13 protein-coding genes are annotated in these 12,314 nt (G+C 71.0%); 6 read left to right on the top strand and 7 right to left on the bottom strand.

From position 1 onward, the window contains the following. Positions 1–3 precede the first annotated feature (3 nt). From ACFW5B_RS07165 to ccsB, 3 genes are read left to right on the top strand one after another with little or no spacing between them, the layout of a single operon-like run. Positions 4–765, top strand: coding sequence for a cytochrome c biogenesis CcdA family protein (locus tag ACFW5B_RS07165; protein ID WP_386434457.1), 762 nt, complete (start codon positions 4–6; stop codon positions 763–765). 3 nt (positions 766–768) lie between these two features. Next, the gene (locus ACFW5B_RS07160; RefSeq protein WP_386434454.1) at positions 769–2,529 is read left to right on the top strand and encodes a cytochrome c biogenesis protein ResB; all 1,761 of its coding nucleotides are present in this window, start codon (positions 769–771) and stop codon (positions 2,527–2,529) included. Further along, a complete protein-coding gene (gene ccsB / locus ACFW5B_RS07155) occupies positions 2,526–3,611 on the top strand; it encodes a c-type cytochrome biogenesis protein CcsB (protein ID WP_386434451.1) in 1,086 nt (361 codons plus the stop codon). The genes ACFW5B_RS07160 and ccsB overlap by 4 nt, the downstream gene beginning before the upstream one ends. Positions 3,612–3,794: 183 nt before the next feature. Here the strand turns inward: ccsB and ACFW5B_RS07150 are convergent, their stop codons facing one another. The 4 genes from ACFW5B_RS07150 to ACFW5B_RS07135 all read right to left on the bottom strand — a co-directional run bounded on the left by ACFW5B_RS07150 (position 3,795) and on the right by ACFW5B_RS07135 (position 7,326). Next, positions 3,795–5,222 carry an alkaline phosphatase family protein gene (locus ACFW5B_RS07150; protein WP_386434448.1) on the bottom strand — a complete coding sequence of 476 codons (1,428 nt, stop codon included), beginning with the start codon at positions 5,220–5,222 and terminating at the stop codon, positions 3,795–3,797. Between the two features lie 214 nt (positions 5,223–5,436). Further along, the gene (locus ACFW5B_RS07145) at positions 5,437–6,051 is read right to left on the bottom strand and encodes a DUF4291 domain-containing protein (RefSeq protein ID WP_386434593.1); all 615 of its coding nucleotides are present in this window, start codon (positions 6,049–6,051) and stop codon (positions 5,437–5,439) included. Between the two features lie 254 nt (positions 6,052–6,305). Beyond that, positions 6,306–6,851, bottom strand: a complete 546-nt coding sequence (locus tag ACFW5B_RS07140) for a nucleoside deaminase (protein WP_386434445.1) — start codon at positions 6,849–6,851, stop codon at positions 6,306–6,308. A 28-nt stretch (positions 6,852–6,879) separates the two neighbouring features. Then, a complete protein-coding gene (locus ACFW5B_RS07135) occupies positions 6,880–7,326 on the bottom strand; it encodes a PLD nuclease N-terminal domain-containing protein (RefSeq protein ID WP_386434442.1) in 447 nt (148 codons plus the stop codon). An 88-nt stretch (positions 7,327–7,414) separates the two neighbouring features. Here ACFW5B_RS07135 and ACFW5B_RS07130 point away from each other — a divergent pair, with 88 nt between their 5' ends. Together ACFW5B_RS07130 and mqnP are read left to right on the top strand one after the other, a co-directional pair. Next, positions 7,415–8,869 carry a menaquinone biosynthesis decarboxylase gene (locus tag ACFW5B_RS07130; protein WP_386434439.1) on the top strand — a complete coding sequence of 485 codons (1,455 nt, stop codon included), beginning with the start codon at positions 7,415–7,417 and terminating at the stop codon, positions 8,867–8,869. After that, a complete protein-coding gene (gene mqnP, locus ACFW5B_RS07125) occupies positions 8,866–9,768 on the top strand; it encodes a menaquinone biosynthesis prenyltransferase MqnP (protein WP_386434436.1) in 903 nt (300 codons plus the stop codon). Before ACFW5B_RS07130 ends, mqnP begins: the two co-directional genes overlap by 4 nt. A 196-nt stretch (positions 9,769–9,964) precedes the next feature. Here the strand turns inward: mqnP and ACFW5B_RS07120 are convergent, their stop codons facing one another. Both ACFW5B_RS07120 and ACFW5B_RS07115 read right to left on the bottom strand, forming a co-directional pair. Continuing rightward, positions 9,965–10,606: a DUF4870 domain-containing protein gene (locus ACFW5B_RS07120; protein WP_386434433.1), complete on the bottom strand. Its 642-nt coding sequence runs from the start codon at positions 10,604–10,606 to the stop codon at positions 9,965–9,967. A gap of 94 nt (positions 10,607–10,700) precedes the next feature. Then, a complete protein-coding gene (locus tag ACFW5B_RS07115) occupies positions 10,701–11,294 on the bottom strand; it encodes a rhomboid family intramembrane serine protease (protein WP_386434430.1) in 594 nt (197 codons plus the stop codon). Positions 11,295–11,411: 117 nt separating this feature from the next. Here ACFW5B_RS07115 and ACFW5B_RS07110 point away from each other — a divergent pair, with 117 nt between their 5' ends. Then, positions 11,412–12,140 (top strand): UbiX family flavin prenyltransferase, encoded by a 729-nt coding sequence (locus ACFW5B_RS07110; protein ID WP_386434427.1) that lies wholly within the window; start codon positions 11,412–11,414, stop codon positions 12,138–12,140. Here the strand turns inward: ACFW5B_RS07110 and ACFW5B_RS07105 are convergent. Continuing rightward, positions 12,137–12,268: a hypothetical protein gene (locus tag ACFW5B_RS07105; protein WP_386434425.1), complete on the bottom strand. Its 132-nt coding sequence runs from the start codon at positions 12,266–12,268 to the stop codon at positions 12,137–12,139. The genes ACFW5B_RS07110 and ACFW5B_RS07105 overlap by 4 nt on opposite strands. Positions 12,269–12,314 lie beyond the last annotated feature (46 nt).

Genomic DNA, 12,314 nt, shown 5'->3' with positions numbered 1-12,314 from the left:
CACGTGACCGTGCTCGCCGCCGCCGCGCAGAACCAGACCGTCCTCACCGGCACCCTGCTCGCCGCCGCCCCCATCGCGGTCCTCGCCGGACTCGTCTCGTTCTTCTCGCCCTGCGTCCTGCCGCTGGTGCCCGGCTACATGTCGTACGTCACCGGCGTCACCGGCACCGACCTCGGCGAGGCCCGGCGCGGCCGGATGCTGGCCGGCGCCGGCCTCTTCGTCCTCGGCTTCACCGCGGTCTTCGTCTCCGGCGGCGCGCTCTTCGGATTCGTCGGCCGGGACCTCCAGGAGTACCGGGACGTCATCTCGCGCGTCCTCGGCGTGCTGATGATCCTCCTCGGGCTGGCCTTCGCCGGCGTCCTCAAGGGCTTCGGACAGCGCGAATTCCGCTTCCACAAGAAGCCCGCCATGGGCCTGGCCGGCGCGCCGGTCCTCGGAGTGCTCTTCGGCGTCGGCTGGACCCCGTGCCTGAGCCCCACCTTCGCCGCCGTCAGCACCCTCACGTTCTACGATGCCAGCGCCCTCCGCGGCGCCCTGCTCACCGTGGCGTACTGCCTGGGCCTGGGCCTGCCGTTCATCGCGGTCGCGCTGGCCTTCCGCCGGGTGCTCGGCGCCTTCGGCTGGGTCAAGCGGCACTACGTGTGGGTCATGCGGCTCGGCGGCGGCATGATGATCGCGCTCGGCATCCTCCTCGTCACCGGCGTCTGGGACAGTCTGATGTCCGAGGTGCAGGCCTGGACGCAAAGCTCCACCGTTGGGATCTGATTGATGTCCACCAAGACCGGCACCCCCCGCGACCCGCGCCCCGAGGCCGACGCGGGCAGCGAGCTCGGCGCCGCCGGGTCCCAGCTGTCGACCGCGCCCACGGAGGACGTCACCCTCCCCTCGCTCGGCCCCCTGGGCTGGGCGCGCTGGTTCTGGCGGCAGCTGACCTCGATGCGGATCGCGCTGCTGCTGCTCTTCCTGCTGTCGATCGGCGCGATCCCCGGCTCGCTGATCCCGCAGACCAGCATCGACCCCGTCAAGGTCGACCAGTTCAAGGCCGAGCACGGCACCCTCGCCGGCATCTACGACAAGCTCGGGATGTTCCACGTCTACAGCTCGGTGTGGTTCTCGGCGATCTACCTGCTGCTGTTCATCTCGCTGATCGGCTGCATCGTGCCGCGCAGCTGGCAGTTCGTCGGACAGCTCCGCGGCCGCCCGCCGGCCGCCCCGCGCCGGCTGACCCGGCTGCCCGCGTACACCACCTGGCGCACCGAAGCGGCGCCCGACGAGGTCCTCGGCGCGGCGCAGCGGCTGCTGAGGAAGCGGCGGTTCCGCGCCCACCTCAACGGCTCGGCCGTCGCCGCCGAGAAGGGCTATCTCCGGGAGGTCGGCAACCTCGTCTTCCACCTCGCGCTGATCGTGATGCTGGTGGCGTTCGCCGTCGGCAGCCTGTGGAAGTCCGAGGGCGGCAAGCTGATCACCGAGGGCGACGGCTTCGCCAACAGCCTCACCCAGTACGACGACTTCAAGTCCGGTGCCTTCTTCGACACCGACACCCTGGAGCCCTTCGGCTTCACCCTCGACAAGTTCGAGGCGACCTACGAGCGGACCGGCCCGCAGAAGGGCACCCCGCGGATCTTCCGCGCCCACATCAGGTACTTCTCCGGCGCGGACGGCAAGGAGCACAAGACCGCGATCGAGGTGAACACCCCCCTCGACATCGCCGGCTCCAAGGTCTACCTGCTCTCGCACGGCTACTCGCCGGAGGTCACCGTCAAGGACGGCCGCGGCAAGGTCGTCTACGAGGGCGCGGTCCCCTTCCTCCCGCAGGACCCCAAGAACTTCACCTCGACCGGCGTCGTGAAGGTGCCGGGCGCGCGGACCAAGGACGGCAAGCCCAACCAGCTCGGCTTCCAGGGCTTCTTCGTGCCGACCTTCGGCGGCAAGGGCTCCGGCTCGATGTTCTCCCAGTTCCCGGCGCTGGACTACCCCGTACTGACGCTCACCGCCTACCACGGTGACCTGGGCGTCGGCTCCGGACTGCCGCAGAACGTCTACCAGCTCGACAAGAAGCGCCTCAAGCAATACAAGGACAAGGGCGCCCCGGTCGCCAAGATGATGCTGCCCGGCGAGACGATGAAGCTGCCCAACGGCGACGGCAGCATCAAGTTCACCGGCATCAAGAGCTGGGCCAGCTTCAAGATCAGCCACCAGCCCGGCAACGGCCTCGCGCTGACCGGCGCCGCCGCCGCCCTGATCGGCCTGGCCGGCTCGCTGTTCATCCAGCGGCGCCGGGTCTGGGTCCGCGCCGAGGCGGACGCCGACGGGCACACCGTCGTCGAAATGGCCGGACTCGGCCGCAGCGAGTCCGCCCGGCTGCCGGACGAACTCGCCGCTCTCGCCCTGGCGCTGGAGGCCGACGCCCCGCTCGCCCCGGCCGGCGACACCACCCCCGGGCCGGACACCGACCCCGCCCCCGAAGACCCCGCGGAGCCCACTGACTCTGACGGACCTGCTGACCCCTCTGAAGGAGCGCGCGCGTGAACCTCGCTGCCGCAGCCAACGAGACAATGGCGCACAACAGCAACCTGCTGGTCTATTCGGCGATGGCGGTCTACACGCTCGCCTTCGTCGCGCACATGGCCGAGTGGGTGTTCGGCAGCCGCAGCAAGGTCGGCCGCACCGCCGCCGCCCTCACCGAGCGGGCCGCGGCGCCCGCGACGGCGGCCGCCCGGTCAGGAGCCGCCGCCGGAACCGCCGTACTGGAACGCCCCAAGATCATCACCCGGTCCGTCGCCGGCAGCCGTGACGTCCCCGACGGGCCGGGCGCCGCCGGCGGCACCGAGAAGGGCGACCTCTACGGGCGGATCGCCATCTCGCTGACCGTCCTGGCCTGGGCGCTGCACGTGGGCGGCGTCGTCGCCCGCGCACTGTCCGTGCAGCGTGCCCCCTGGGGCAACATGTACGAGTTCTCCACGACCTTCGCCGCGGTCGCGGTGGGCGTCTACCTGCTGCTGCTCGTGCTCAAGAAGAACGTCCGCTGGATCGGGCTCCCCCTGATCACCACCGTCCTGCTCGACCTCGGGCTGGCTGTCTCGGTGCTCTACACCGCCAGCGACCAGCTGGTCCCCGCGCTGCACTCGTACTGGCTGTGGATCCACGTCAGCTGCGCGATCCTCTCCGGCGCGGTGCTCTACCTCGGCGCCGTCGCCACGCTGCTGTTCCTCTTCCGCGACAACCACGAGGCCAAGCTCGCCGACCCCACGGCCAAGCAGCCCGGCGCCTTCGCCACCTCCGTACTGGAGCGGCTGCCCTCCGCGGCCTCCCTGGACAAGTTCGCCTACCGCGTCAACGCCACCGTCTTCCCGCTGTGGACGTTCACCATCATCGCGGGCGCCATCTGGGCCGAGGCCGCCTGGGGCCGCTACTGGGGCTGGGACCCCAAGGAGGTCTGGTCCTTCATCACCTGGGTCGCCTACGCCGGCTACCTGCACGCCCGCGCCACCGCCGGCTGGAAGGGCCGCAAGGCCGCCTGGCTCGGCCTGATCGCCTTCGCCTGCTACCTGTTCAACTACTACGGCGTGAACATCTTCGTGACCGGCCTGCACTCCTACGCGGGAGTCTGACCACGGCGGTCGCCCCACGTGACCCACGGCGGCGCGAGCCGCCACCCCGGTGCCGTACGGAACGTCTCACCCCGAGGCCGCCCGTACGGCACCGCCGTTTCCGGAGCGCCGCGCCCGGCCCACGGTGAGCGCCGCTGCCCGCGTCCCCGCCGCCGTCGGTCTCCCGGCGCCGCCGTTGCCGCCTCAGCGCCGCCGGCGCCGCCCGCGCTCCTGACGCGGCGGACGCTGCCCGCCGCCCGGCAGCGTCGGCTTCGGCAGATGCGCCACCTCCCACTGCGCCTCGGCCAGCTGCTGCGCGGTGTCGTCCGGCAGCCGCGGCGGCCGGCGCACCCGGTGCCGGAAGCCGAACGCCGAGGTCAGATCGCCGAAAGCGGACCGCCGCCAGTCACTGATGTTCGGCTCCGCGACCCCCGTCCAGCGCTCCAGGAACTGCAGCACCGACGTGTGGTCGAACGGGTCCCCGGCCGCCCAGCCGCCCACCGTCCACGGCGACACGATCAGACACGGCACCCGGAACCCGCCGCCGATCGGCAGCCCCCGGACGAACTCGTCCTTCGTCCCCGGCGGCGGCACCGGCGGCGGCACATGATCGAAGAGCCCGTCGTTCTCGTCGTAATTGAGGATGAAGACGGTCTTCGCCCACACCTTCCGGTTGGACGCGATCGCCTCGATCTTCTTCGCGACGTAGTCGGCCCCGGCCGCCGGCAGATAGTCCGGATGCTCGGACTGATGGCTGGTGGGGATCAGCCAGGACACCGCCGGCAGCCGGTCGGCGCGCGCGTCGTCCTCGAAGGTGCCGGCCGGCTGCGCCCGCATCCCGCGCTCGTAGAGCGGCTCCCCGGGCTTGGCGTCCCGGAACGTCTGGAACTGCTCCAGGAGATTGCAGCCGTAGTCGTCCTCCTCCTGGTAGACCTTCCAGCTGATGCCCGCCGCCTCCAGCCGCTCCGCGTACGTCGTCCAGCGGTACGGCCGCGGCGCGGTGTTGTTCAGCACCGGCCCGCCCCGCGTGCCGCCCGGGTCGAGGGTCCCGGTCATCCAGTACAGCCGGTTGGGCCAGGTCGGACCGAACACCGAGCAGAAGTAGTTGTCGCAGAGCGTGAACGCCTCCGCCAGGGCGAACTGGAACGGGATGTCCTCCCGCGTGTGATAGCCCATCACATACGGCCCGTTGACCCCGTCCGCCTTCCGGTGCGCCGGCAGCCAGCGGTCCATCTTCCCGCCGTTCCACGCCTCGTGCTGCACCGACCAGGCATGGCTGGTGGAGGGGATGGCCTGCGCGCTGGAGGTGTGGGTGTTGAGGCGGAACGGCAGCAGATAGCCGTCCGGGTTCTGCGCGTCCGGCTGATGGAAGACCGACCGGCCGTCCGGCAGCGTCAGCGCCTCCGGATCGGCGAAGCCACGGACGCCGCGCAGGGTGCCGAAGTAGTGGTCGAACGAGCGGTTCTCCTGCATCAGCAGCACGACGTGCTCCACGTCGCGCAGTGAGCCGTGACGTGCGGGTCCGGCGGCGACGGCCTTCTGAACGCTGGGCGGCAGCAGCGACAGCGCGGCGGCGCCGCCGACCGTGCCGGCCGCGGAGCCGAGGAGTCTGCGTCGGGTCATGTCAGGCATATGAGCCACTCTCCCTGAGTCGCGGGAGCCCTCCGTGGGCCGACTTGACTGTGGCGGCGGAGGGGATTCCCGGGCAGGGGGAGGTTGCTGAAGGCTGCACCAAATGGCTGTGAAAGGCGCTCAGTTGGCCGGACCTCGCTACGTCCCGTACGCCACACGAAGCAGCGCGCGGCGGACCGCGCGGTGGCGGGATTTACGCGTTTGCGAAGCGACGTCAGGACACGCGGCCCAGGCCCGGAGTTCCCCCGGGTGCCGGGTAGGGACGCTCCTCCGGCAGCAGCGCGGCCGCCGCCGCGGCCTCCCCGGCACCCACCAGCGCCCGCACCTCCCGGGCCAGCGGGGTGACATCCCTGATCCCCACCGTCCACTCGTCCGCGTACCGGCGCGAGGCCTCACCCGCCAGCCCCAGCTGCAACGAACGGTACGGCAGCGCCCGCAACCACAGATCACGCTCCGGATCCCACTGCACCCGCGCCGGCGCCGCCTTCAACTCCCGCCGCCAGGCCGCCCGGTCGGCATGCTCACCACCGTCGTAATGCGACAGACAGGCATTCCGCAGAGCCCAGTCGAACCCGTCCCGCGAGATCTCCACCGCGAGCACCGTCTCCTGATCCGCTTTGGTCCCCCACCCGCAGCGGTACATCATCCACAGGAACGACGGCTTGATCCACGTCATCCGCTCCCGCTTCCAGGCCACCGGAAACCGCCCGTCCCGCACGGCCGGCAGCCCCAGCGCAGGGGAGTACGCCTGATAGACGGTCACGGTGGTGCCGGTGTACTGGGCACGGACGCGACGGTGGGGCTCGCCGCGGTGCGCGGAGGCATCCACGGAGGGCTGAACGGCGGTCTCGGCGGGCGTCTGGACCTGGGCCTGAACGGCGGTCCGACCGGAGGCTTGAGCGTCGGTCCGAACGGCGTGCTGCGCGGCCCGCACCGGACCGTTGGTGCTGGTGGTCATGGCTGGCCATCTTGGCCGGGGGGTGGGGGTGGGGGCCAGTGAATTGTGGGGGCCGGAGACGGGGAGAGGCGCCGACGGCCGAGGGGCCGGGGCATCCGGACCACCCGTCATACCCTCCCCGCCCCTCACTCGTCCCCGATATCCTCCCGCCACAGCTCCGGCCGCTCCCCGATGAAGTCCCGCATCAGCGACGCGCACTCGGGGTCGTCGAGCAGCACGATCCGTACGCCGTGCCGGGCCAGCCAGTCGTGGCCGCCGTGGAAGGTGCGGGCCTCGCCGATGACCACCCGGGAGATGCCGAACTGGCGGACCAGGCCGCTGCAGTACCAGCAGGGGGAGAGGGTGGTGACCATCGTCGTGCCGCGGTAGCCGCGCCGGCGGCCGGCCGCGCGGAAGGCCGCGGTCTCGGCGTGCAGCGTGGGGTCGCCGTCCTGGACGCGGCGGTTGTGGCCGCGGCCCAGCAGGGCGCCGTCCGGGGCGTAGAGCGCGGCGCCGATCGGGATACCGCCCTCGGCCAGCCCGGCACGCGCCTCGGCGACCGCCGTCGCCAGCATGGCGCGGGCCTGCTCCTGCACATGGTCGGGGTGCCCGGCCGGATCGCTGTGCCCGTCGACGCCCCCGTGCAGCCGGAACTCGTCGCGGTCCTGCCCCCAGTCCTGCGTACGGTCCATGGACTCACCGTACGCCGTGGAGGGTGCCTCAGCCCGTGGCCGGCGGGGTGTCCTCCGGGCCGTTCGACTCGCCCGGCCTGCCCTCCTTGCGGCGCAGCTCCTCCTCGCGGCGGCGCAGATCGGCCTCCCAGTCCTTGAGCAGCGCCTCGTCCTTCTTGGCCGCCTTGTCCGCGTTCCGGTTCTCGTTCTTGAGGGACGCGAGGAACTCGGGGTTGTCGTCCGGTGCGACGAACTTCGTCCGGTGGCCGCGGTGCCACTCCGACGGGGTGCTGCCGCCGCCGTTCACCGGCTGCCGCTGCTTGCCCGCCGCCAGCCATGCGATCGGGCCGACCAGCACCTCGCCGAACAGCAGGATGATCAGGACCCAGACCACCTTGGGCAGACCGCGCACCTGCGACTCGGGAGTGTTGACGCAGTCGATGAACGCATAGATCCACAACGCCAGCACCAGTAGGAACGGCAGATACCTGAGCATTGCGGAACGGGCCCCCTGCGCGCGACGGCGGGCCCGCGACGGGGCCCGGTGACCCGTCCAGGGTAGTGCGTACCCGATACTGGAACGCATGGCTTATGACGATCTTCGCTCGTTCCTGCGCGCGCTCGAGCGGGAAGGCGATCTCAAGCGCATCAAGGCCGAGGTCGACCCGTATCTGGAAGTCGGCGAGATCGTGGACCGGGTGCAGAAGTCCGGTGGCCCGGCGCTGCTCTTCGAGAACGTCAAGGACTCGGCGATGCCGCTCGCCATGAACGTCTACGGCACCGACCGACGGCTCCTCAAGGCGCTCGATCTCACGTCGTACGAGGAGATCAGCGGCAAGATCGGCGGACTGCTCAAGCCGGAGCTGCCGCACGGCTTCGTCGGCGTACGCGAGGCGTTCGGGAAGCTCGCCGGCATGACGCACGTGCCGCCGAAGAAGGTCAAGGAAGCGCCCGTCCAGGAGGTCGTGCTCCGGGGCGACGACGTCGACCTCGACCGGCTGCCCGCGCTGTTCACCTGGCCCGAGGACGGCGGCTCGTTCTTCAATCTGGGGCTCACGCACACCAAGCACCCCGAGACCGGCGTCCGCAACCTGGGCCTCTACCGCCTCCAGCGCCACGACAAGCGCACCATCGGCATGCACTGGCAGATCCACAAGGACAGCCGCAACCACTACCAGGTCGCCGCCAAGCGCGGCGAAAGGCTGCCGGTCGCCATCGCCTTCGGCTGCCCGCCGGCCGTGACGTACGCCTCGACCGCGCCGCTGCCCGGGGACATCGACGAGTACCTCTTCGCGGGCTTCCTCCAGGGCAAGCGGATCGAGATGGTCGACTGCAAGACCGTCCCGCTGCAGGTCCCGGCGAACGCCGAGGTCGTCATCGAGGGCTGGCTGGAGCCCGGCGAGATGCTGCCCGAGGGGCCGTTCGGCGACCACACCGGCTTCTACACACCGCAGGAGCCGTTCCCGGCGCTGACCATCGACTGCGTGACGATGCGTAAGCGGCCGCTGCTCCAGTCGATCGTGGTCGGCCGGCCGCCGACGGAGGACGGGCCGCTGGGCCGGGCGACGGAGCGGTTCTTCCTCCCGCTCCTCAAGATCATCGTCCCGGACATCGTGGACTACCACCTCCCCGAGTCCGGCGGCTTCCACAACTGCGCGATCGTCTCGATCGACAAGAAGTACCCCAAGCACGCGCAGAAGGTCATGCACGCCATCTGGGGCGCGCACATGATGTCGCTGACCAAACTGATCGTGGTCGTGGACGCGGACTGCGATGTGCACAACCTCCACGAGGTGTCGTGGCGGGCGCTCGGCAACACCGACTACGCCCGCGACCTCACTGTCGTCGAAGGCCCCGTCGACCATCTCGACCACGCCTCCTACCAGCAGTTCTGGGGCGGCAAGGCGGGGATCGACGCGACGAAGAAGTGGCCCGAGGAGGGCTACACGAGGGACGGGGGCTGGCCGGACATGGTCGAGTCCGACCCGCGCACGGCGGCGCTGGTCGACCGCCGCTGGAAGGAGTACGGCCTCTCGTGAGCAGCGCATCCGCAGCGGTCCCGCAGCCGGGCCGCACCAAGGCCTTCCTGCGCCTGGTGATGATCGAGCACTCGGTCTTCGCGCTGCCCTTCGCCTACATCGCCGCGCTGACCGCGATGTACGAGTGGGACCGGCGTATCCACTGGGACCGGCTGCTCCTCGTCACCGTCGCCATGGTCGGCCTGCGGACGTTCGCGATGGCCGCGAACCGCATCATCGACCGCGAGATCGACGCCCGTAACCCGCGCACCGCGCAACGCGAACTGGTCACCGGCGCGGTGTCGGTGAAGTCCGCCTGGACGGGCGCCCTGATCGCACTGGTCATCTTCCTGGGCGCCGCCGCCTTGCTGAACCCTCTGTGCCTGGCGCTCGCGCCGCTCGCGGTGGTGCCGATGGTGGTCTATCCGTACGGCAAGCGGTTCACCAACTTCCCGCAGGCGATCCTCGGCCTGGCCCAGGCGATGGGACCGATCGGCGCCTGGCTCGCGGTCAGCGCGGCGTGGTCCTGGGAGGCGATGATCCTCGGCCTTGCGGTCGGCATCTGGATCGGCGGCTTCGACCTGATCTACGCCTGCCAGGACGTGGAGACGGACCGCGAGATCGGCGTGCGGTCGGTCCCGGCCCGCTTCGGCATCCCGGCCGCGATCTGGGGCGCGCGCGGCTGTCACCTCGTCACGATGGCGCTCTTCGCCTGGTACGCGGTGGCGACGGGCGCCGGGGTCTTCCTCTGGCTGGGCCTGGTGATCGTGGCGGCCGCGTTCCTGTACGAGCACTCGATCGTCAAGCCGCACGACCTGACCCGGCTGAACCGGGCGTTCTTCCAGGTGAACGGGTTCATCGGGATCGCGCTCTTCGTGTGCGCGCTGCTGGATCTGCTGGTGCGGGGGTTGTCGGTCTGACGGTCAGTTGAGGGGTGGGAGCGGGCTTCTGCGCGGGTAATCGCGCGGTCGTCCGGGCCGTGTGCGTGCCTCCCTTTTATCCGGCAACGATTACGGAGCGTAATCGGTTCCTTGCGTTGCGGAGTGAGGGGGGTGGGCTCGTGGACTGCCGGAAGGAGCCGGAGCCGCGCCGCAACCCGCGACGGCCCAGCCGTGGTCAGCCCTTGCTGAGGGGCCAGGCGACCAGGCGTGGGTAGGTCCAGAGCTCGCCGCGGGTGGCCTTGACGGTGCCGATGACCGCGCAGATCACACCGGCGAGGGCGTAGCCGCCGAAGATGACGATCACGGTGATCAGCGGGACCGCGAGGCCGGAGCCGTTGCGCTGTTCCTCGGTGGCGGCCGCCGCGAAGATGAGGGCGCTGGTGAAGTACAGGATCGTCCCGAGGGCGGCCATGATGGCCTGGGTGATGCCGTAGTTGACCGCCTGGGTGGCGTGGTGGCGGATGTACGGGTCGTGCTTGTGGCGGTCGTTGCCGCGCAGGGTCAGCGGGTGGATCCAGCCCAGGAAGGCACCCAGGCCGCAGCACATCATCGAGCCCGCGGTGACGGTCAGCAGTGCGCCGAGGTGGGACCACATCGCGGGCCCCGACGAAGGCGACGGCGGCGGGGTGCCGTAGCCGTGGCCGCCCGCCTGGAATGCCCCGGGCTGTGGTGCCCCGGGCTGTGGTGCGCCCGGGTAGCCGTAGCCGCCGCCCGGCGCCGCGCCGGGCCAGCCCTGCTGCGGTGTGCCGTACGGCTGCTGCGGTCCGCCGGCCGGTGGTCCGTAGTGAGGCTGACCGGGCTGGTGGTAGTCGGACATACGCAGTCCCCCCGTCGTGCGTCTCGCGCGCAGCGGCGCGCGGTGCGGGCCGTGCGTACGGCTCCGCGGCTCCCGTTTCCCGTTTCCGCCGAGGCTACGTGATGGGTCGGACAGTGGTGGCGGTCAGGTCGCCGGGAGCGCGCACGCGGAAGGCGAAGGCCGCCAGCACCCCGCCTATGAGCCCGAACAGATGCCCCTGCCAGCTGATGCCGCTGTCGGTCGGCAGCGCGCCCCAGAGGATCGAGCCGTAGAGCACGCCCACCACCAGGCCGATGCCGATGTCGAGGGGCTTGCGCTCGATGAAGCCGCGGACCAGGAGGTAGCCGAAGAGGCCGAAGACGACGCCGGAGGCGCCCGCGGTGTTGCTGTCCGGCGCGGCCGTGAGCCAGACGCCGAGACCGCTGGCCAGGATGATCAGCAGGGTGACGGCGAGGAAGCGGCGCACCCCGCTGCGCAGCGCGGCGACCAGGCCGAGCAGCAGCAACGGAAGGGTGTTCGCCGCGAGGTGGCCGAAGCCGAAGTGCAGGAACGCGGCGGGCACGATGTCGGCCAGCTCGGCGGGCTCCCGCGGGGTGATCCCGAAGGTGTCCAGCGCGCCGCCGGTGGCGAAGTCGACGCCCTCCAGCAGCCAGAGCAGGGCCACCCAGCCCAGCATCAGACAGATCGCGGGCTTCGCTCGTGAGGTCATCTCCGGCCGTCCCTTTCTCGTCCCCCGGTGGGGCGGCCCTCGGCGGATCTCCGCGAGGGGCGTACAGGTAGGAACGGCCGTGAGGGGGTCCATGGTTCCGCCGGATAGGCTCGATGCGTGGAGCCGCCGCACAACGACACCAGCAAGCCGGACCCCGGCCGACGCCGTCCGTGGGTCGTGGGGATCTCCGGCGCGTCCGGGACGCCGTATGCGGCGTCCGTCCTGCGCGGGCTGCTCGCCGCCGGGGAGGCGGTGGATCTGATCGTCAGCCGGGCGTCGCGGCTGACCCTCCTGGACGAGACGGGGATCGCCTTCCGGGACGCTCACTGGCGCGCCGACCTGCGGGAATGGCTGGCGCGTGGGGCCGATGGCAAGCCGGGGACGTTTCCGGTGGCGGAGGCGGACCTGGCGGATGTGCGGTACTGGCCGGCCGGGGATCTGGCGGCCGGGCCCTCGTCGGGCTCGTATCCGTTGAAGGGGATGCTGATCGTCCCGGCGAGCACGGCGTGTGTGGCCGGGGTGGCGCTCGGGCTGTCGAAGGATCTGCTGCAGCGGGTGGCGAGCGTGACGCTCAAGGAGCGGCGGCGGCTGGTGGTCGCGGTGCGCGAGACGCCGTTGAACGGGCCGACGCTGAAGCATCTGGTGACGCTGGACGAGGCGGGCGCCGTGGTGCTGCCCGCCTCGCCGGCGTTCTATGCGGGGGCGACGCACATCCAGGATCTGGTGGATTTCGTCGCGGGCCGGGCGCTCGATGCGGCCGAGGTGCCGCACGGGCTGTACCGGCGGTGGGAGGGGGAGCTGCGGGGCGGCTCCAAGGAAGCGGAGGGGGCCCCGGGGGCTCCTTAGCGCTTCTTCGCCGCGGCGCGTCCGAAGAGGCGCCGGGTCCGCGGTGCCGCGGCCTGGTGGGCACGTGAACGATTGGCCTGGTCCTGCAGCTCGCGCATGCGGGCGTAGGCCATCTCGATCGAGTACACGGTGACAGCTCCTGTGAGATCGTCTGTGATCGGCTGAAAGATTCGC

It is taken from the genome of Streptomyces sp. NPDC058773 (assembly GCF_042746015.1).
Classification (GTDB): domain Bacteria; phylum Actinomycetota; class Actinomycetes; order Streptomycetales; family Streptomycetaceae; genus Streptomyces.
This window is presented reverse-complemented; position numbering and strand designations above follow the sequence as displayed.

Excerpts from the sequence above, each read along its gene's own strand:
- ACFW5B_RS07160 (WP_386434454.1), top strand. The coding sequence starts at position 769 with ATGTCCACCAAGACCGGCACCCCCCGCGACCCGCGCCCCGAGGCCGAC.
- ACFW5B_RS07150 (WP_386434448.1), bottom strand. The coding sequence starts at position 5,222 with ATGCCTGACATGACCCGACGCAGACTCCTCGGCTCCGCGGCCGGCACG.
- ACFW5B_RS07140 (WP_386434445.1), bottom strand. The coding sequence starts at position 6,851 with ATGGACCGTACGCAGGACTGGGGGCAGGACCGCGACGAGTTCCGGCTG.
- ACFW5B_RS07135 (WP_386434442.1), bottom strand. The coding sequence starts at position 7,326 with ATGCTCAGGTATCTGCCGTTCCTACTGGTGCTGGCGTTGTGGATCTAT.
- ACFW5B_RS07130 (WP_386434439.1), top strand. The coding sequence starts at position 7,415 with ATGGCTTATGACGATCTTCGCTCGTTCCTGCGCGCGCTCGAGCGGGAA.
- ACFW5B_RS07120 (WP_386434433.1), bottom strand. The coding sequence starts at position 10,606 with ATGTCCGACTACCACCAGCCCGGTCAGCCTCACTACGGACCACCGGCC.
- ACFW5B_RS07115 (WP_386434430.1), bottom strand. The coding sequence starts at position 11,294 with ATGACCTCACGAGCGAAGCCCGCGATCTGTCTGATGCTGGGCTGGGTG.